This window comes from Streptomyces sp. Ru73, from assembly GCF_002920575.1.
Classification (GTDB): Bacteria; Actinomycetota; Actinomycetes; order Streptomycetales; family Streptomycetaceae; genus Streptomyces.
The window spans coordinates 44648-60805 of the sequence record NZ_PQSQ01000013.1 but is presented as its reverse complement, the minus strand read 5'-3'; the positions used below and the strand labels follow the sequence as shown (position 1 = coordinate 60805).

15 protein-coding genes are annotated in these 16158 nt (G+C 74.2%); 8 read left to right on the top strand and 7 right to left on the bottom strand.

Going from position 1 to position 16158, the window contains the following annotated elements:
- Nucleotides 1-50: 50 nt before the first annotated feature.
- From C3486_RS08855 to C3486_RS08845, 3 genes are read right to left on the bottom strand one after another with little or no spacing between them, the layout of a single operon-like run.
- The gene (locus C3486_RS08855; protein ID WP_103832040.1) at nucleotides 51-932 is read right to left on the bottom strand and encodes an SDR family oxidoreductase; all 882 of its coding nucleotides are present in this window, start codon (nucleotides 930-932) and stop codon (nucleotides 51-53) included.
- Nucleotides 929-1921: an alpha/beta fold hydrolase gene (locus tag C3486_RS08850; RefSeq protein WP_103832039.1), complete on the bottom strand. Its 993-nt coding sequence runs from the start codon at nucleotides 1919-1921 to the stop codon at nucleotides 929-931. The genes C3486_RS08855 and C3486_RS08850 overlap by 4 nt, the downstream gene beginning before the upstream one ends.
- Nucleotides 1918-3444 carry an NAD(P)/FAD-dependent oxidoreductase gene (locus tag C3486_RS08845; RefSeq protein ID WP_103832038.1) on the bottom strand — a complete coding sequence of 509 codons (1527 nt, stop codon included), beginning with the start codon at nucleotides 3442-3444 and terminating at the stop codon, nucleotides 1918-1920. Before C3486_RS08845 ends, C3486_RS08850 begins: the two co-directional genes overlap by 4 nt.
- A gap of 167 nt (nucleotides 3445-3611) precedes the next feature.
- Between C3486_RS08845 and C3486_RS08840 the strand changes: the two genes are divergently transcribed.
- Nucleotides 3612-4469 (top strand): MerR family transcriptional regulator, encoded by an 858-nt coding sequence (locus tag C3486_RS08840; RefSeq protein ID WP_374936844.1) that lies wholly within the window; start codon nucleotides 3612-3614, stop codon nucleotides 4467-4469.
- Between the two features lie 51 nt (nucleotides 4470-4520).
- Here the strand turns inward: C3486_RS08840 and C3486_RS08835 are convergent, their stop codons facing one another.
- A complete protein-coding gene (locus tag C3486_RS08835) occupies nucleotides 4521-5387 on the bottom strand; it encodes a hypothetical protein (RefSeq protein WP_103832037.1) in 867 nt (288 codons plus the stop codon).
- 199 nt (nucleotides 5388-5586) lie between these two features.
- Nucleotides 5587-6384, bottom strand: a complete 798-nt coding sequence (locus C3486_RS08830; protein WP_103832036.1) for an exodeoxyribonuclease III — start codon at nucleotides 6382-6384, stop codon at nucleotides 5587-5589.
- Nucleotides 6385-6451: 67 nt separating this feature from the next.
- Between C3486_RS08830 and C3486_RS08825 the strand changes: the two genes are divergently transcribed.
- The 6 genes from C3486_RS08825 (at nucleotide 6452) to C3486_RS08800 (ending at nucleotide 11568) form a co-directional block, all read left to right on the top strand.
- Entirely contained in the window at nucleotides 6452-6928 is a 477-nt protein-coding gene (locus C3486_RS08825; protein ID WP_103832035.1) for a GNAT family N-acetyltransferase, read from the top strand.
- 107 nt (nucleotides 6929-7035) lie between these two features.
- Complete coding sequence (locus tag C3486_RS08820) at nucleotides 7036-7995, top strand: ABC transporter ATP-binding protein (protein ID WP_103832034.1); 960 nt, start codon at nucleotides 7036-7038, stop codon at nucleotides 7993-7995.
- Nucleotides 7992-8972 (top strand): ABC transporter permease subunit, encoded by a 981-nt coding sequence (locus C3486_RS08815; RefSeq protein WP_103832033.1) that lies wholly within the window; start codon nucleotides 7992-7994, stop codon nucleotides 8970-8972. The genes C3486_RS08820 and C3486_RS08815 overlap by 4 nt, the downstream gene beginning before the upstream one ends.
- A gap of 37 nt (nucleotides 8973-9009) precedes the next feature.
- Entirely contained in the window at nucleotides 9010-9396 is a 387-nt protein-coding gene (locus C3486_RS08810; protein WP_103832032.1) for a GntR family transcriptional regulator, read from the top strand.
- Between the two features lie 85 nt (nucleotides 9397-9481).
- Complete coding sequence (locus C3486_RS08805; protein ID WP_103832031.1) at nucleotides 9482-10291, top strand: MerR family transcriptional regulator; 810 nt, start codon at nucleotides 9482-9484, stop codon at nucleotides 10289-10291.
- Entirely contained in the window at nucleotides 10291-11568 is a 1278-nt protein-coding gene (locus C3486_RS08800; RefSeq protein WP_103832030.1) for a glycosyltransferase, read from the top strand. The genes C3486_RS08805 and C3486_RS08800 overlap by 1 nt, the downstream gene beginning before the upstream one ends.
- A 21-nt stretch (nucleotides 11569-11589) precedes the next feature.
- On the opposite strand, the gene C3486_RS08795 is transcribed toward C3486_RS08800, so the two are convergent.
- Nucleotides 11590-12456: a helix-turn-helix transcriptional regulator gene (locus tag C3486_RS08795; RefSeq protein ID WP_219822206.1), complete on the bottom strand. Its 867-nt coding sequence runs from the start codon at nucleotides 12454-12456 to the stop codon at nucleotides 11590-11592.
- A gap of 131 nt (nucleotides 12457-12587) precedes the next feature.
- On the opposite strand from C3486_RS08795, the gene C3486_RS08790 reads away from it, so the two are divergent.
- The gene (locus tag C3486_RS08790) at nucleotides 12588-13022 is read left to right on the top strand and encodes a hypothetical protein (RefSeq protein ID WP_103832028.1); all 435 of its coding nucleotides are present in this window, start codon (nucleotides 12588-12590) and stop codon (nucleotides 13020-13022) included.
- On the opposite strand, the gene C3486_RS08785 is transcribed toward C3486_RS08790, so the two are convergent.
- The gene (locus tag C3486_RS08785) at nucleotides 13019-16051 is read right to left on the bottom strand and encodes a glycoside hydrolase family 38 C-terminal domain-containing protein (protein WP_103832027.1); all 3033 of its coding nucleotides are present in this window, start codon (nucleotides 16049-16051) and stop codon (nucleotides 13019-13021) included. The two genes, C3486_RS08790 and C3486_RS08785, sit on opposite strands and share 4 nt — an antisense overlap.
- Between the last annotated feature and the right edge of the window lie 107 nt (nucleotides 16052-16158).

Sequence of the window (16158 nt, the reverse complement as noted above, 5' to 3'; positions counted from 1 at the left end):
GGTGCCACATTGGGAACGTAAGTGTCATTTCGGACATTACGCTCCGTGCGCTACCGCTGCGACCGGGCGCTCTCGTCCGCCGCGCCACCGGCCCCCACCAGGCCGATCTTCATGCCCTCCAGCCGGTCGCCGAAGCGCTTGATCTCGCGCTGTCCGATGGTCCCGATGATCCCGGGCAGGTAGCCGCGTATGCCCTGCATGCCGCGGAGCCACCACTGGCCGTAGACGTGCGGGGAGCGGCGCTCGATGCCCGCCACCAGCCGGTCGACGGCCGGGCCGAGCGGGTAGGTCTTGTTCGCCGGCCAGGGCAGCCGCTGGCGCAGCTCGCGCATCACGTCGTCCTGGTCGGCGCCGCGCACCATGTCGGTGTCGGTCCAGCTCAGGTAGCCCACGCCGACGCGTACGCCCTTGTGGCCGACCTCGGCCCGCAGGCTGTGCGCGAACGCCTCGACGCCCGACTTGGACGCGCAGTACGCGGTCATCATCGGCGCCGGGGTGATCGCGGCGAGCGAGGCGATCTGCAGGAAGTAGCCGCGCGACTCCATCAGCACGGGCAGGAAGGCCCGGCCGGTGACGGCGCCGCCGATGAGGTTGACCTCGATGACCCGGCGCCAGGCGACCGGGTCGGAGTCGACGAACGGGCCGCCGGTGGCGACGCCCGCGTTGGCCACCACCGCGTCGACCTTGCCGAAGCGGGCCTTCACCTCCTGCGCGACCTGGGCGAGCGCCTCGTGGTCGGTGACGTCGGCGTGCCAGTGGGCCGCCTCGCCGTGCAGGGAGGCGGCGACCTTCTTCAGCTCGTCCGGCTCCAGGCCGACCAGCGCGAGCTTGGCGCCGCGCGCCGAGAGCTTGCGCGCCAGCAGTTCACCGACGCCGCGCGCCGCGCCGGTGACGACGATGACCTGTCCCTCCAGGGTCCTGCGTCCGCTCATGCCGACTTCTCCTTCGCCTTCCGGGCGCGCCGCGCCGTGTCCTTCTGCTGGGTGGCGACCGCGGCCGATTCGGGCGCGGCCGCGGTCAGGTGGTCGCTGACCAGTTCGCGAATGCGGTCGGCGACCGCGTCCGGCGCCTCGATGGGCGTCATGTGGCCCAGGCCCGGCAGCTCGGTCAGGCCCAGGCAGTGGGGCAGTACGGAGGCCAGCCGGCGGGCGAGCACGATCGGGGTGAGCCGGTCGGCGGTGCCCGCGATGATCGCGGTGGGCACCTCCAGCCGGGCCACCTCGCCGGTCAGCTCCAGGGCCGCGAGCACCTTGCCCCACTGGGCACGCACCCCGGTCGGGCAGGCGTGCACGATGCGGGCGCACGCCTCGACCTGCTCGGGGGTGGCGGCCGGGCCCATCGTGGCGTACTTCAGGACCCGCTTTCCCGGCGGCGTGACGGGGCCCAGCGGGGCGCGCGAGCCGAGGACCGCGCGGTGCGCGAAGCGACGCGCGGCGGGCGAGCGCAGCGGGATGACCATGGCCTCGGCCGCGAGGTCGGCGGCGCCGGTGCTGCACAGCAGGACGGCGGCGGCGCGCTCGCGCATGCCGAGGCGGCGCGCCGCGGCCATGGCGGTCATGCCGCCCATGGAGTGCCCGGCGAGTACGGCTCTCTCGGTCGGCTCCAGCGCGGTGGCCAGCACCGCTTCGAGGTCGTCGGCGAGCGCATCGGTGCTGTAGCCGCCGGGGCCCGCCGCCGGGCTGCGGCCGTGGCCGCGCTGGTCGTAGACGACGACCTTGTGGTCGGTGGCCAGCTCGCGGACGACCGGGGCCCAGAAGGCCGTGGAACAGGTCCAGCCGTGCGCGAGGACGACAGCGGGTCCGTCCTCGGGGCCGTGCACCTCGACGTGCAGCCGGGAGCCGTCGGCGGAGGTGGCGGTCAGCTCGCGGCGGGGCGCGGGCGGCGCGTAGCGCCCGGTGGTGACGTACGGCGGGCGGCTCATGCGGCGGCCTCCATGGTCTTGTCGGCGTTCTCGGACCCCTCGCGCACGGGCGCACGCAGCACTTCGTACTCGGCGAGGTCGACCTGGCGGGTCACCTTGCGGAACTCCGAGGTGGTACCGGGCCAGACCGTGGTATTGCGGCCGTTGGCGTCCAGGTACCAGCTGTCGCAGCCGCCGGTGCTCCACACGGTGCGCTCCATGCGCTGCTGGATGGCGGCGGACCAGGCGTGCACAGCGGACGGGCGGGCGTCCAGTGCGACCCGGTCGCCGAGCAGGTCGAGCTGGCGCAGGTAGTCGGTCATGTAGTTCAGCTGGGCCTCGATCATGAGGATCATCGAGCTGTTGCCGAGCCCGGTGTTGGGCCCGATGATCATGAGGAAGTTGGGGAAGCCGGCCGCGCTGCTGCCGCGCAGCGCCTCCATGCCGTCCTTCCACTCCTCCGCCAGCGTCGTGCCGTTGGCGCCGGTCACCCGCTCGGCGATGGGCATGTCGGTGACGTGGAAGCCGGTGCCGAAGATGATCGCGTCGGCCTCGGTCTCGGTGCCGTCGGCGGCGACCAGGGTGTTGCCCCGCACCTCCTTCAGGCCGGAGGCCACGACGTCCGCATTGGGCTGCGCGAGCGCCGGGTAGTAGCTGTTGGACAGCAGGATGCGCTTGCAGCCGATGGTGTAGTCGGGGGTGAGCTTGGCGCGCAGCACGGGGTCCTTGACCGCCCGGTGCATGTGCGCCTTGGCCAGCGCCTGGACCAGGCCCAACTCCTTGGGCCGCTTGGTGAAGGCGGAGACCTGGAGCTCGCGGATGCCCCACAGCAGCTGGCGGCGGAGTGCCCGGGTGGCGGGCACCTTGGTGTGCAGCCAGTGCTCGGCGCGGGTGATCTTCCGGTCGGCGCGCGGCATGACCCACGGGGGCGTCCGCTGGAAGACGGTGAGCCTGTCGACGGCCGGCTGGATCGCCGGCACGATCTGGATCGCCGAGGCGCCCGTGCCGATCATCGCGACCCGCTTGCCGCGCAGGTCGTAGTCGTGGTCCCAGCGCGCCGAGTGGAAGACCTTGCCCTCGAAGGAGTCCAGCCCGGGCACGTCGGGGACCTGCGGGTCGGAGAGCGGTCCGGTGGCCGACACGACCATGTCGGCGGTGAGCGTGCCCTGCGCCGTCTCGATCTCCCAGTACAGCTCCCCGGTGTTCCACCGCGCGCTCTTCACCTCGGCGTTGAAGCGCAGGTGCGGCCGGAGCCCGAAGGTGTCGGTGACCTGCTCCAGGTACGCCCGGATGTGCGGCTGCCCGGAGAAGTTCCGCGGCCACTCGGGGTTGGGCGCGAAGGAGAAGGAGTACAGGTGGGAGGGCACGTCACAGGCGCAGCCCGGGTAGCTGTTGTCGCGCCAGGTGCCGCCCACCGAGCCGGCCCGCTCCAGGACGACGAAGTCGGTGATCCCCTGGCGGCGCAGCCGGACGGCGGCCCCCAGGCCGCCGAACCCCGATCCGATCACCGCCACCCGTACGTGCTCGTGCTCGCGCTCGGCCATGCCGCGCCTCCTGTGTCCGTACCGTCGTCCGCGCCGACCGCGCCAGTAATCACTGGCACAGTCGGAGAGTAGGGCAGGCACGTACTGAGCGGTAGGGGTTGAACGAGAGGAAGTTACCGGCGGTTGCACCTGCCGGCCCGGCCGGGCGCCCGACATAGGGTGAAGCCGTGGCAGCGAACACAGGCACCGAGGACGGCCCCGAGGAACGCGAGTTCCGCATGTCCGAACTGGCGGCGGAAGCCGGCATCACGGTCCGCACGCTGCGCTTCTACCGCGAGCGCAAGCTCATCCCGCCGCCCCGCCGCGAGGGCCGGATCGCCTGGTACAACGAGCACCACCTCGCCCGGCTGCGGACCATCGCGGCCCTGCTGGAGCGCGGCCACAACCTCGGCGGCATCGCCCAGCTGCTCACCGCCTTCGAGAGCGGCCGGGACGTCGGCGAACTGCTCGGCCTGGACAGCTCCTCGCTGGTCGCGCCCTTCTCGGAGGAGACCCCCGTCCGGCTCACCCCGGAGGAGCTGGCCGACCACTTCCAGGACCACGTGACGGCCGACAACCTCGCCACGTCGCTGGACATCGGCTACCTCGCCGTCGACGGCGACGAGTTCGTGCACATCAGCCGGCGGCTGCTGGACGCCTCCACGGACCTGGTCGCCGAGGGCGTACCACTGGCCGCCGTGCTGGACGCCGGGCGGCAGGTGCGCGCGCACGCCGACGCGCTCGCCCAGCTGTTCCTCACGGTCATCCGCACGCACGTGCTGGGCGACGTGCTGGCCCGCGTGGAGTCCGGCGCCACCCTCGGCCCCGACGAGCTGGCCAGGCTCGCGCAGACCATCGACAAGCTCCGCCCGCTGTCCAAGAGCATCGTGGACGCCGAGCTGTCCATGGCCATGGACCGGGCCATCGGCGCCGAGCTGGCCTCCTGGGCGGGCGGCCCGGCACCGGCCGCGCCGGACGCCGACGCCGCTGACGGCACCCGCGGCACCGGCGACGACCGGGACGGCGGGGCCACCGGGAACGACTGAGCCCGCCTCCGGCACGCTGCCGGAGACGGGCTCAGTTCACCGCGGGACGGGTCACGCGCCCGCCGGGCGGGCCGGCTGCACGGCCTGGTGCGGACCGGACGGGTGCTGGGCCGTCTGGTGCTGGCCGCTCTGCTGCGGGCCGGCCGGGTGCTGGCCGTTCTGCTGCGGCGCCGTCTGGTGCTGGCCGGCGGCCGGCTTGGCCGGGTCGGCGGCCTGGTGCTGGCCGGTGGCCGGCTTGGTGGCCTGGTGCTGGCCCGTCCCGGGCTTCGCCGGCTGCGGCTTGGCCGCGTCCGGCTTCGTGCCCTCGGGCTTGGTGGGCTCGGGCTTGCCGGCCGGCTGCTGCGCCGGGTCCGGCTTCGGCGAGGCCGCCTGCCGGACCGGGTTCAGCTTCCAGACCTGCCGGGCGTTCCGGTCCGAGCAGGGCTTCAGGGTGACGCGGTCGCCCTTCAGACGGTCGAGGACCTCGGTGAGGCAGTCGGGCCGGACCGGGGCGCGCAACTGGCTGCGACTGGGGTCCATGCCGGTTCTGCGGATCTGGTAGCCCGCGCCGTGCCGGACGAACGTCCAGTCCGTCAGGTGCTTCGCGGAGCAGGACGGGAACATCAGCTTGCGGGCCTGGTCGGTGCCGAGGCAGCCCTTCTTCGCCTCGCTGCGCAGCTGGAAGCGCTCGGCGTGCGGCCGCAGGCCGAACACGTCGGTCGCGCCCTGGCTGCCACAGGTGATGAGCGACAGGTCGAGCACGTCCTTGACGGCACGGGGGGCCAGGCAGCGGCCGTCCGCCGTGCTGGCGATGCGGAAGTCTCCCTTCGCCGGAGCCGCCGGCCGCTCGGCGGGGACAGCCGACGCGGTCCCCGCCTGGCTCAGCAGCAGCGCCGCGCCGGCCAGCGCGCCGGATACGGCCTTGATCCTGTAGGGCATGGTGCGTTTCCTCTCCTGGATCGCCGCGCCCGGAACCGGCGCGCGGCATGCATGTCGACAAAACGCAACAAAGCATGAAAACAGGAGATATGCCGACTAACACGCATGTCCGGGTGAAAGAAACGGCGCGCTGGAGTGCCGCACTCGGACACGCGGGTGAACGCCGGCCGGCCCCTCCGGGACGGCCGCCCGGGACGCCTCAGAGGTCGTAGACCGCCGTGACCGGAGCGTGGTCGGACCACCGCTGGTCGTACGAGGCGGCCCGCTCCACGTACGCCTTCAGCGCGCGGTCCGCGAGCCCCGGCGTGGCGATCTGGTAGTCGATGCGCCAGCCCGCGTCGTTGTCGAAGGCCTTGCCGCGGTAGGACCACCAGGAGTACGGGCCCGCGACGTCCGGGTGCAGGGCGCGGACGACGTCCCGGTAGCCGGCCTCGTCCAGGACGCGGCTGAGCCAGGCGCGCTCCTCGGGGAGGAAGCCGGCCTTCTTCTGGTTGGCCTTCCAGTTCTTCAGGTCGGCCTCCTGGTGGGCGATGTTCCAGTCACCGCAGACCACGACCTCGCGGCCGTCCGCCGCCGCCCTGGCCTTCAGCTCCACCAGGTACGGCAGGAACTCCGCCATGAAGCGTTCCTTCTCGTCCTGCCGCTCCGTGCCGACCTCGCCGGAGGGCAGGTAGAGGCTGGCGACCGTGACGCCCGGCAGGTCGGCCTCCACGTAGCGGCCGCTGGTGTCGAACTCCTCGGAACCGAAGCCCACCTGCACCCGGTCCGGCTCCCGGCGGGTCAGCAGCGCCACCCCGGCCCGCCCCTTGGCAGCGGCCGGGCAGTACGTGGCGAACCAGCCCTCGGGCGCCCGCACCCCCGCCGGCAGCTGGTCGAGTTCGGCACGCACTTCCTGCAGGCAGATCACGTCGGCGGCGGTCTCCGCCAGCCACGGCACGAAGCCCTTCTTCGAGGCGGCCCGCAGGCCATTGACGTTTGCTGTGGTCACGGTGAGCATCCGGGCACGATAGCCGACCCGGGAAACACGCTCGCCCCACCCTTCGGACGCCCGTACGATTCCCGGAATGGAGATTCGTCCGGTTCGTTATGACCATCCCGACGCCGTGAAACTCGACGAGCTCGTGCAGCAGGAGTACGTGGTGCGCTACGGCGAACCCGACCTGACGCCGCTCGACCCGGAGATGTTCGTACCGCCGAACGGGATCTACCTCCTCGCCTACGAGGACGGCCGGCCGGTGGCCACCGGCGGCTGGCGCGCCCAGGACGCCGACGACGAGGGGTACGCGGACGGCGACGCCGAGCTCAAGCGGATGTTCGTGACGGCCGAGGCGCGCCGGCGGGGGCTGGCGCGGCGCATCCTGGCGGCACTGGAGGAGGACGCGCGGGCGGCGGGGCGCACCCGCATGGTGCTGGAGACGGGCACCGAGCAGCCCGAGGCGCTGGAGCTGTACGCGTCCAGCGGCTACGTCCCGGTGGAGAAGTTCGGGACGTACCGGCACTACGACGACAGCCGGCACCTGGGGAAGCTCCTGCTGCCCTGACCCGCGGCGACCCGGCACCGCCAGGACCTGGATTGACAGCGGCCCGGGTCGCTTCCCATACTCATTCCACTAATGAACTAGTGGAAGTAGGGAAGGGGGGCCGGCGGATGAGCGACCCGACAGAGCGGGGCGACGACGGGTCCGGTGGCTGGGCGGTCGAGGCACGCGGGCTGGGCAAGAAGTACCGGCGGGGATGGGCACTGCAGGACGTCTCCTTCCGGGTCCCGGCCGGCCGGATCTGCGCGCTGGTGGGGCCGAACGGCGCGGGCAAGAGCACGTTCCTCGGCACCGCCACCCGCCTGGTCCGGCCGTCCGCCGGGACGCTGGAGCTGTTCGGCGTGCCGGTCACCGACCCCGCCGTGCTGTCCCGGTTCGCCTTCCTGGCCCAGGACAAGCCGCTGTACAAGCGGTTCTCGGTGGCCGACACCCTGCGGCTGGGCCGCGAGCTGAACCCCGGCTGGGACCAGGCCGCCGCCGAGCGGATCGTGCGCTCCGGCGACATCCCGCTGACCGCCAAGGTCGGCACGCTGTCCGGCGGCCAGCACACCCGGGTCGCGTTCGCGCTGGCCTTCGGGAAGCGGCCCCGGCTGCTGCTGCTCGACGAGCCGATGGCCGACCTCGACCCGCTCGCCCGGCACGAGCTGTCCGGCCTGCTGATGGCCGAGGCCGCCGAGCACGGCACGACCGTGATCATGGCCTCCCACGTCCTCCCCGAGCTGGAGGACATGTGCGACTTCCTGCTGGTGCTGGCCGGCGGCCGGCTCCGGATGGCCGGTGACACCGACGCGCTGCTGCCCGCGCACGCCCTGGTCACGGGCGCGACGGAGGACGGCGCCGTGCCCCGCGCGCTGGCCGCGGCCTGCACGGTCGTGGAGAGCCGCGTCACGGGCCGCCAGTTCACCGCCCTCGTCCGCGGGGACGCGCCGGGCGCCGGAGTGCCCGACGGCCCGTGGGAGACCGCCTCGCCCGGCCTGGAGGAGGTCCTGCTCGGCTACCTCCGCTCCCCCGAGGCCCCGCCCCTGCTCACCGCCGCCGCCCGGCCCGAGACCCGCCTGGAGGCGGCATGACCACGCTGACCGGTAAGAACAAGACCGCGGACACCGCCGCTCCGGCCGGTCGCGGCGGCCCGCTGCACGGCCTGCCCTGGCTGGTCTGGCGCCGCAACCGCACGGCGTTCCTGCTGCTGGCCGCGCTCACCGTGGTGGTGTGCGGCTACTGCCTCTACCAGCGTGCCGGCGTGGTGGACTTCGTCACGCGGTACGGCAACGACACCCGCTACGCCGAGAAGTTCGACGAGGCGTACAAGCCGGTGTTCGACCGCCTCTACGCGCTGTCCGGGCTGCCCGGCATCCTCGGCATCTTCCTCGGCGCCCCGCTGATCGCGGGCGAGCAGGAGCACGGCACCGTACGGCTGGCCACCACGCAGTCCGTCGCGCGGACCCGCTGGATCGCCGCGACCGTCCTGCTGCCCCTGCTGGCCGTCCTCGTCAGCACCACCCTCATCTCCCTCGCCTTCACCGCGCTGTGGTCGCCGGCGAACCGGCTCGTGAACTACGGCGACTGGCTCGGCGGGACGATCTTCGACATCACGGGCCCGGTCCCGGTCGCCATGGCGCTGTTCCTCACCGCCCTCGGCATCGCCGTGGGCATGCTCGTACGGCGCGTGGTCCCCGCGATGGTGCTCACGTTCGTCGGCGCCTTCGGCACCTCGGTCGTGTGGGACTGGATCCGGGTCCGGCTGACCGACCCGCGCACCGCCACCGGCCCGGCCACCCGCGACTTCCCGCACATCCCGGACACCGCGATCAACTACGACCAGTGGCTGGGCACCTCCGACGGCCGGCTGCTGGGCTGGGGCACCTGCGTCGACGCCAAGAAGGAGGCCGTGTGCCTGGCCGACAAGGGCGTCGTGCATAAGATCGTCGAGTACTTCGACCTCGACCAGATGGCGGGCATGCAGTGGCGCGGCTCGGCGCTCCTCCTGGTGCTCACCGCCCTGGTCGTGGCCTTCACGGTGCTGTGGACACGCCGGCGGCCGCTCTGAACGGCCACCGCGCGCCCCGAGCGGAAAGGCGCTGACCATGGTCGAGTTCCGCATCGACAAGCGCAGCGGCGTCGCCACCTACCTCCAGATCGTCCAGCAGGTCCGGCAGGCGCTGCGGCTGGGCACGCTGGTGGAGGGCGACCGGCTCCCGACGGCAGCGCAGGTGGCCGCCGCCACGAAGGTCAACCCGAACACCACGCTCAAGGCGTACCGGGAGCTGGAGCGCGAGGGCCTGGTCGAACCCCGGCCCGGCCTGGGCACGTTCGTGAGCCGCACGCTCGCCCGGCCGGAGTCCGAGGGCGACGCGGTGCTCCGGGCCGAGCTGGCGGACTGGCTGGACCGGGCCCGTACGGCGGGCCTGGACCGCGAGGACGTGGAGGCGCTGTTCGCCGCGGTGCTGGAGGGCCGGTTCCCCCGCGCCTGAGGGCCTGCCCCGGTACCGCTTGACCCTCACGCCACGTCAGGCTCCAGGCTGTGGCCGGCGGACGAGGAACGGAAGGCGGCGGCTCATGAGCTATTCGGTAGGGCAGGTGTCCGGTTTCGCGGGCGTGACCATACGGACGCTGCACCACTACGACCGGACCGGGCTGCTCTCGCCCAGCGAGCGCAGCCCGGCCGGCTACCGGCTCTACGGCGACGCCGACCTGGCCCGGCTGCAGCAGATCCTCTTCTACCGGGAGCTCGGCTTCCCGCTGGAGGAGATCCGCGCGATCCTCGCCGGGCCCGAGGACCACGCGCGCGAGCGGCTGCTGGCCCGGCACCGGCAGCTCACCGAGCAGATCGCCGAGCTGCGGCGGCTGGCGGGGATCGCCGAACGGGCTCTGGAGGTCCAGGAGACCGGCGTACGGCTGACCCCGGAGGAGCGGTTCGCGGTGTTCGGCGAGGTCTCCTTCGACCTCACCTACGCCACCGAGGCCGACCTGAAGTGGCAGGACAGCGAGGGGCACCGGCACGCCATGGCCAGCGCGGCCGCGCACAGCAAGGAGGACTGGGCGCGGCTGATGGCCGAGGCGGCCGAGTGGCGGGGCCGGCTGCTGGCGGCCTTCGACGCGGGCGAACCGCCGGGCGGCGAGCGGGCCGTGGCGGTCGCCGAGGAGCACCGGCAGCACCTCATCCGCTGGTTCACGCCCTGCCCGCCGGACATGCACTGCCGGATCGCGGCGGACTTCGCCGCCGATCCGCGTGCCTTCGCGCTCACCGTCCCGCCGTCCGAACAGCGGCCGGGGCTCGCCGGGTACCTGCTGGCCGCCGTACGGGCCAACGCGGCGCACCGGGGCGCTGAGCAGGGCGCGGGCCCGGCCGGCGAGGGGGAGGCGTGATGCGGATCCTCATCACGGCGGCGGGTTCGCGCGGGGACGTGGTCCCGTACACCGGGCTCGGCGCGCGGCTGCGGGCCGCCGGGCACGAGGTGGCGCTCGCCACGCACGAGGCGTACGCGGACGCCGTACGGGCGGCCGGGCTGGAGCACCGCCCGCTGCCTTCCGACCCGCGCACGGCCGTGCCAGGGGGAGACTCCGGGGCGGCTCCCGGCAAGCGCGCCCTGATGGCCCGCGCGGCGGCCTTCCTCGAAGAGCTGGGGGACGGCCTCGCGGACGCCGCGGCCCCCGGCGCCGACCTGATGCTGCTCTCCGCGACCACGGCACCGCTCGGCCGGCAGCTCGCCGAGGCCGCCGGCACCCCGAGCCTCGGCGTGTCCCTCCAGCCGGCGCACCCCACCCGTGCGTTCCCGCCGCCCCTCGGGGGCGGACGGTCGCTGGGCCCGTGGGGCAACCGGCTGGCGGGCGCGGCCGCCCTGAAGGTCGTCGACCGTCTCTACGCCGGTCCCGTCCGCGCCCTCCGCGCCCGGCTCGGCCTGCCGCCCGCCTCCGCCGCCGCGGTGCGCCGCCGCGGCGAGCGGGCCGGGTGGCCGGTGCTGTACGGCGTCTCCCCCGTGCTGGTGCCCCGGCCCGACGACTGGCGGGCGGGTCTGGAGGTGACCGGCACCTGGTGGCCGTACCGGGCGCCGGAGGAGGGCCTGCCGGCCGCGGTCGAGGACTTCCTCGCGGCAGGGCCGCCGCCGGTCTTCGTGGGCTTCGGCAGCATGGCCTCCGGGGAGGGCGCCCGGCTGGCCGAGGTGACCGTACGGGCGCTGCGCCGGGCCGGGGTGCGCGGCATCCTCCAGGCGGGCTGGGCGGGGCTGGTGGCGGACGGGGCGGCGGACGACGTCCTCTCCGTGGGCGAACTGCCGCACGCACTGCTCTTCCCGCGCACGGCCGCGGTGGTCCACCACTGCGGGGCCGGTACCACGGCGGCCGGGCTGCGCGCGGGCGTGCCCACCGTGCCCGTGCCGGTCACCGCCGACCAGCCGTTCTGGGCCGCCCGGCTCACCGCCCTCGGTGCGGCCACGGCGCCCGTGCCCTTCGCGCGGCTGGCCGGGCCGGACGCCGTGGACCGGCTGGCGGCCGCCGTCGGCACGGCGGTGCGCGACGCCGGGCTGCGCGGACGGGCCCGGGAGGCCGCAGGGCGGCTGGCCGCCGAGGACGGCGCCGCGCGTGTGGTGCGCGCGGTGGAACGGATCGCGGACGGCGGTCCCGCGCGGGCGGCGGCGCTCGGCTGAGGGCCTGCCGGGCGAGCGCCCCTAGGAGGCGGCTGCGGACGCGTCCAGGGAGCGCAGCACCTCCGCCGTCCGGTCGTCGAGCGGGAAGAAGAGCTCGATGGCGAGTTCGGAGAGGGTGACGTCGTTGGGCGCGCCGATGACGGCCATCGTGCTGAACAGGGCCAGCTCGCCGTGCGGGCTCATGAAGCGCAGCGGGACGACGGCCTCCGGGGGCCGCGGTTCGCCGTCCCCGTGGGCGGGCCCGGCCGCCGCCCCCGGAGGGCCGTAGGCGCGCACCTCCTCGTACAGCGCGCGCAGGCCCGGGTCACCGGTGGCCTCGGCCTGGCGGTGCAGCCGCTCCAGGAAGTGGGCGCGCACCTCGGGCAGGTTGGTGCAGCGGGCCGCGAGCCCTTCGGGGTGCAGCGCGAGGCGGGCCACGTTGGCCGGGGGTGCGAGCAGCCCCGGGGGCGCGCCGTCGAGCAGGACGCCCATGGCGGGGTTGCCGGCGACGACGTTCCAGCCGCGGTCGACGACCACGGCCGGGTAGGGCAGGTGGGAGGCCAGCATCATGTCCAGGGCGCCGCGCACGGACCGCATGCCCTCCTCGTCCAGCGCGCTCTCCCGGTAGGCGGGCGCGTAACCGGCCGCCAGCAGCAGCCCGTTGCGCTCCCGCAGCGGGACGTCGAGGTGGTCGGCGAGGCGCAGCACCATGGCGCGGCTGGGGCGGGCCCGGCCGGTCTCCACGCAGGACAGGTGGCGCGCGGAACTCCCGGCGCGCAGGGCCAGTTCGAGCTGGCTGAGCCGGCGGCGGCGCCGCCAGTCGCGCAGCATCGTGCCGACGCGAGGCCGGTCGGCGGGCGGGCCGTCCGACGCGTACGGGCTTGCGGCGTCGGCGAGTTGGGCGGTCATACCGGTGAGCCTAGCCGGGCCCGTCGTGGCGTCCATGACCTCGGAGGTCATTGCCCGTGCTCCTCGTGCCTTGCGACGGTGCGGTGCGTACGGACCGCCCGTACGCACCGCCGTAGGCCAAGGAGGCCCGCATGACCACCTCGACCTCGCCCCGCACCGCCCTGGGCGGCAGCGCCACCCGTGACGCGTCCCGGCTGCTGCGGACGGTGCTGCGGACCGACAGCGTCAGCACGGCCGCGTTCGCGGTGCTGATGCTGGTGGAGAGCGCGCTGACCGCCACCCCGCTGGGCCTGCCGCGCGCGCTGGCGGTGGTCTCGGGCTGCGGCATGGTGGCCGGCGCCGTGGCGTTCTGGCTGCTGGCCCGGATGCCGGTGCTGCCGCTGCGTCTCGTGGGCGCGGCGATCGCGCTGAACGCCGTGTGCGGCGCCGCGTTCGCCGTCCTCGCCTGCACGGACCTCGTCCCGCTGACCGGGTTCGGCCGGCTGTTCCTCGGCGCGGGCGCGGTGATCGTCGCGGTCTTCGCGGAGCTGGAGTACGTGGGCCTGCGCCGGGTCCGCCGAGCCTAGGCGTCCCGTGCGAGCCGCAGCGTGAGGATCTGGAACGGCCGCAGCGCGAGCGCCACCCGCCCGTCGTCCGTCAGCGCGTACGACGGCGCATCGGCGAGCGGCCGTTCCAGCAGGTCGGTGGCGTGCGCCGCGGTCACGGGGAAGCCCGCGGCGAGCGTGGCACGGGCCCGCCCGCCGGCCGCTTCGTACAGCCGCACCACGACGTCGCCGCTGCGGTCCTCGGCGAGCTTGACCGCCTCGACGACCACCGCGTCGTCGTCCACGGCGACCAGCGGCGCGACCGCCCGTGACCCCGTCACCGTGCGCTCCGGAAGGTTGATCCAGTGCCCCTCGCGCACCGCGTCCAGCGTCCCCGCGCCGGGCGCCAGCGCGTACCGCAGCCGGTGCCGGCCCTGGTCGGTCTCGGGGTCCGGGTAGCGCGGGGCACGCAGCAGCGACAGCCGGACGGTCGTGGTCTGGCCGCCGTCGGCGCGCACGTCGCGGGTGACGTCGTGCCCGTACGTGGAGTCGTTGACCAGCGCGGTGCCCCAGCCGGGCTCCTCGACCCGGAGCCAGCGGTGCGCGCAGATCTCGAACTTGGCCGCCTCCCAGGAGGTGTTGGTGTGGGTCGGCCGGTGGACGTGGCCGAACTGGGTCTCGGCCGCCGACCGGTCGGCCTTCACGTCCAGCGGGAAGGCCGCCTTCAGGATCTTCTCGCGCTCGTGCCAGTCGACGTCGGCGGTCAGGTCCAGGACGGCGGCACCGGCCCGGAGGGTGAGGGTCTGGACGACCGTGGAGTCCCCAAAGGCGCGGCGTACCTCGACGGTGGCCGCTTCCGGCCCGTCGGCGGTGAGCCGCAGCTCCTCGGCGCCGGTCAGGTCGGTGACGCGGTGCCGGTAGAAGGCGTCCAGGTCCCAGGCGTCCCAGAAGTTGGGCAGGTCGGGGTGGAGCTGGAGGAGGTTCCCTGCGCCGCCCGGCGCCAGGGTCTCGCGGCGGGCCCGCAGGTCGTACACGGAGACCAGCAGCCCGCGGCCGTCGACCTCGGCGCGCAGCAGGCCGTTGGTGAGCGTCCAGCCGCCGCCGGGCCGTTCGGCGACGGCGACCGGCGCGTCCCCGGTGCCGGCCGCGCGGGCCGCGCCGCCGGCCGGTACGCCGTGCCGGGCGTGCGGCGCCGCGTTGAAGACGATCTCCGTCTCGCCCGGCCCGGCCAGCGCCCGCTGCGCGGCGTCGGCGATGTCCCGCAGCTCGGCGTGGACCCGGGCGTACGTCTCCCGCGCCTCGCGGTGCACCCAGGCGATCGAGGAGCCGGGCAGGATGTCGTGGAACTGGTGGAGCAGGACCGTCTTCCACAGCCGCTCCAGCGCGTCGTACGGATAGGCGTACCCCGGCACGCGGACCGCGGCGGTCGCCGCCCACAGCTCCGCCTCCCGCAGCAGCGACTCGCTGAAGCGGTTGCCCTGCTTGGTCTTGGCCTGCGAGGTGTAGGTGCCGCGGTGCAGTTCCAGGTACAGCTCACCGACCCATACGGGCGCGGCGTCCGCGTACTCCTCGTGCGCCTTGGTGAAGAAGGCGGCGGGGCGCTCGATCTCGACGCGGGGCGAGCCTTCCAGGTCGCGCACGCGGGCCGCGCGCGCCAGCATCTCGCGCGTCGCGCCCCCTCCGCCGTCGCCGTGCCCGAAGGGGACGAGGGAGCGGGTGCCGCGGCCCTTCTCGCGGTAGTTGCGTGCCGCGTGCGCCAGCTCCCGGCCGCTCAGGTCGGAGTTGTAGGTGTCCACGGGCGGGAAGTGGGTGAAGACGCGCGTGCCGTCGATGCCCTCCCACCAGAAGGTGTGGTGCGGGAAGGCGTTGGTCTGGCTCCAGGAGATCTTCTGGGTGAGGAACCACTTCGCGCCCGCCAGCTTCACCAGCTGCGGCATGGCCGCGGTGTACCCGAAGGAGTCCGGCAGCCAGACCTCCTCGGTCTCGATCCCGAACTCCTCCAGGAAGAAGCGCTTCCCGTAGAGGAACTGCCGGGCCATGGCCTCCCCGCCGACCATGTTGGTGTCCGACTCGACCCACATCCCGCCGACCGGCACGAACTGCCCGGCCGCGATCTTCTCCTTGACCCGCGCGAAGACCTCGGGCCGGTGTTCCTTGATCCAGGCCAGCTGCTGGGCCTGGGACATGGCGAAGACGAAGTCGGGGTGGTCGTCCATGAGGGCCGTCATGTTGGCGCAGGTGCGGGCGACCTTGCGGACGGTCTCGCGCAGCGGCCACAGCCAGGCGGAGTCGATGTGGGCGTGGCCGACGGCGCTGAGCCGGTGTGCCGAGGCGTGGGCCGGCGCGGCGAGCGCGGGCGCCAGCTCGGCGCGGGCCTGCCCGGCCGTGCCCGCCACATCGTCGATGTCGAGGGCGTCCATGGCCCGTTCGAGGGCGCGCAGGATCTCGTGCCGGCGCGCGTCGTCCACCGGGAGCTGCTCCATCAGCCCGCCCAGCACCTCCAGGTCCTGGATCAACTCCCACACGGCCGGCTCGAAGACGGCCAGGTCCAGACGGTTCAGCCGGTAGAGCGGGGTGTCGCCCGAGGTGAGCCGGTCGCCCTCGTAGGTGGGCCGCTGCACGTTGAGCACCGGGTTGGCGGCGGCCTCGACGTACAGCTCGACCTCCTCGCCGCCCGCCACCCGGTCGCCGATCCGCACCCAGGCGTTGCGCGGGTTGAGCGCCTTCACCGCCTCGCCGTCCGCGCGGTAGGCCAGGCCCTCGCACTGGAAGCCGGGCATGTTCCGGTCGAAGCCGAGGTCCAGTACGGCCTCCACGGTGCGGCCCGCCCACTCCTCCGGCACCCGCCCGGTGAGCCGGAACCAGCTGGTGCCCCACGCCGGCCCCCAGGCGTCGCCGGCCGCCGCCGGTGCGTACGGCGCCGCCAGCCCCTCCGCGACCGGCACCGGCTCGCCCGGCGCGTCCCAGCGGCCCACGGTCAGCGGCACGGCGGCGCTGTAGAGAGCGGGCCTGACGCGTTCTTCTAGTACGCGGCGGAGGCGGTGTTCCACGATGCTGCGGTCGTCGTGCATGCGGCGGCTCCGGTGGGGAGTGCGGGAGACCCGGCGAGTACGGCCCTGCCTCCACCCTGCCCGGTGGGCGAGCCCGGTTATGCACGGCGCGCCCGTCGTACGGACGG

Excerpts from the sequence above, each read along its gene's own strand:
- C3486_RS08855 (WP_103832040.1), bottom strand. The coding sequence starts at position 932 with ATGAGCGGACGCAGGACCCTGGAGGGACAGGTCATCGTCGTCACCGGC.
- C3486_RS08850 (WP_103832039.1), bottom strand. The coding sequence starts at position 1,921 with ATGAGCCGCCCGCCGTACGTCACCACCGGGCGCTACGCGCCGCCCGCG.
- C3486_RS08845 (WP_103832038.1), bottom strand. The coding sequence starts at position 3,444 with ATGGCCGAGCGCGAGCACGAGCACGTACGGGTGGCGGTGATCGGATCG.
- C3486_RS08835 (WP_103832037.1), bottom strand. The coding sequence starts at position 5,387 with ATGCCCTACAGGATCAAGGCCGTATCCGGCGCGCTGGCCGGCGCGGCG.
- C3486_RS08830 (WP_103832036.1), bottom strand. The coding sequence starts at position 6,384 with ATGCTCACCGTGACCACAGCAAACGTCAATGGCCTGCGGGCCGCCTCG.
- C3486_RS08825 (WP_103832035.1), top strand. The coding sequence starts at position 6,452 with ATGGAGATTCGTCCGGTTCGTTATGACCATCCCGACGCCGTGAAACTC.
- C3486_RS08820 (WP_103832034.1), top strand. The coding sequence starts at position 7,036 with ATGAGCGACCCGACAGAGCGGGGCGACGACGGGTCCGGTGGCTGGGCG.
- C3486_RS08815 (WP_103832033.1), top strand. The coding sequence starts at position 7,992 with ATGACCACGCTGACCGGTAAGAACAAGACCGCGGACACCGCCGCTCCG.
- C3486_RS08810 (WP_103832032.1), top strand. The coding sequence starts at position 9,010 with ATGGTCGAGTTCCGCATCGACAAGCGCAGCGGCGTCGCCACCTACCTC.
- C3486_RS08805 (WP_103832031.1), top strand. The coding sequence starts at position 9,482 with ATGAGCTATTCGGTAGGGCAGGTGTCCGGTTTCGCGGGCGTGACCATA.
- C3486_RS08800 (WP_103832030.1), top strand. The coding sequence starts at position 10,291 with ATGCGGATCCTCATCACGGCGGCGGGTTCGCGCGGGGACGTGGTCCCG.
- C3486_RS08795 (WP_219822206.1), bottom strand. The coding sequence starts at position 12,456 with ATGACCGCCCAACTCGCCGACGCCGCAAGCCCGTACGCGTCGGACGGC.
- C3486_RS08790 (WP_103832028.1), top strand. The coding sequence starts at position 12,588 with ATGACCACCTCGACCTCGCCCCGCACCGCCCTGGGCGGCAGCGCCACC.
- C3486_RS08785 (WP_103832027.1), bottom strand. The coding sequence starts at position 16,051 with ATGCACGACGACCGCAGCATCGTGGAACACCGCCTCCGCCGCGTACTA.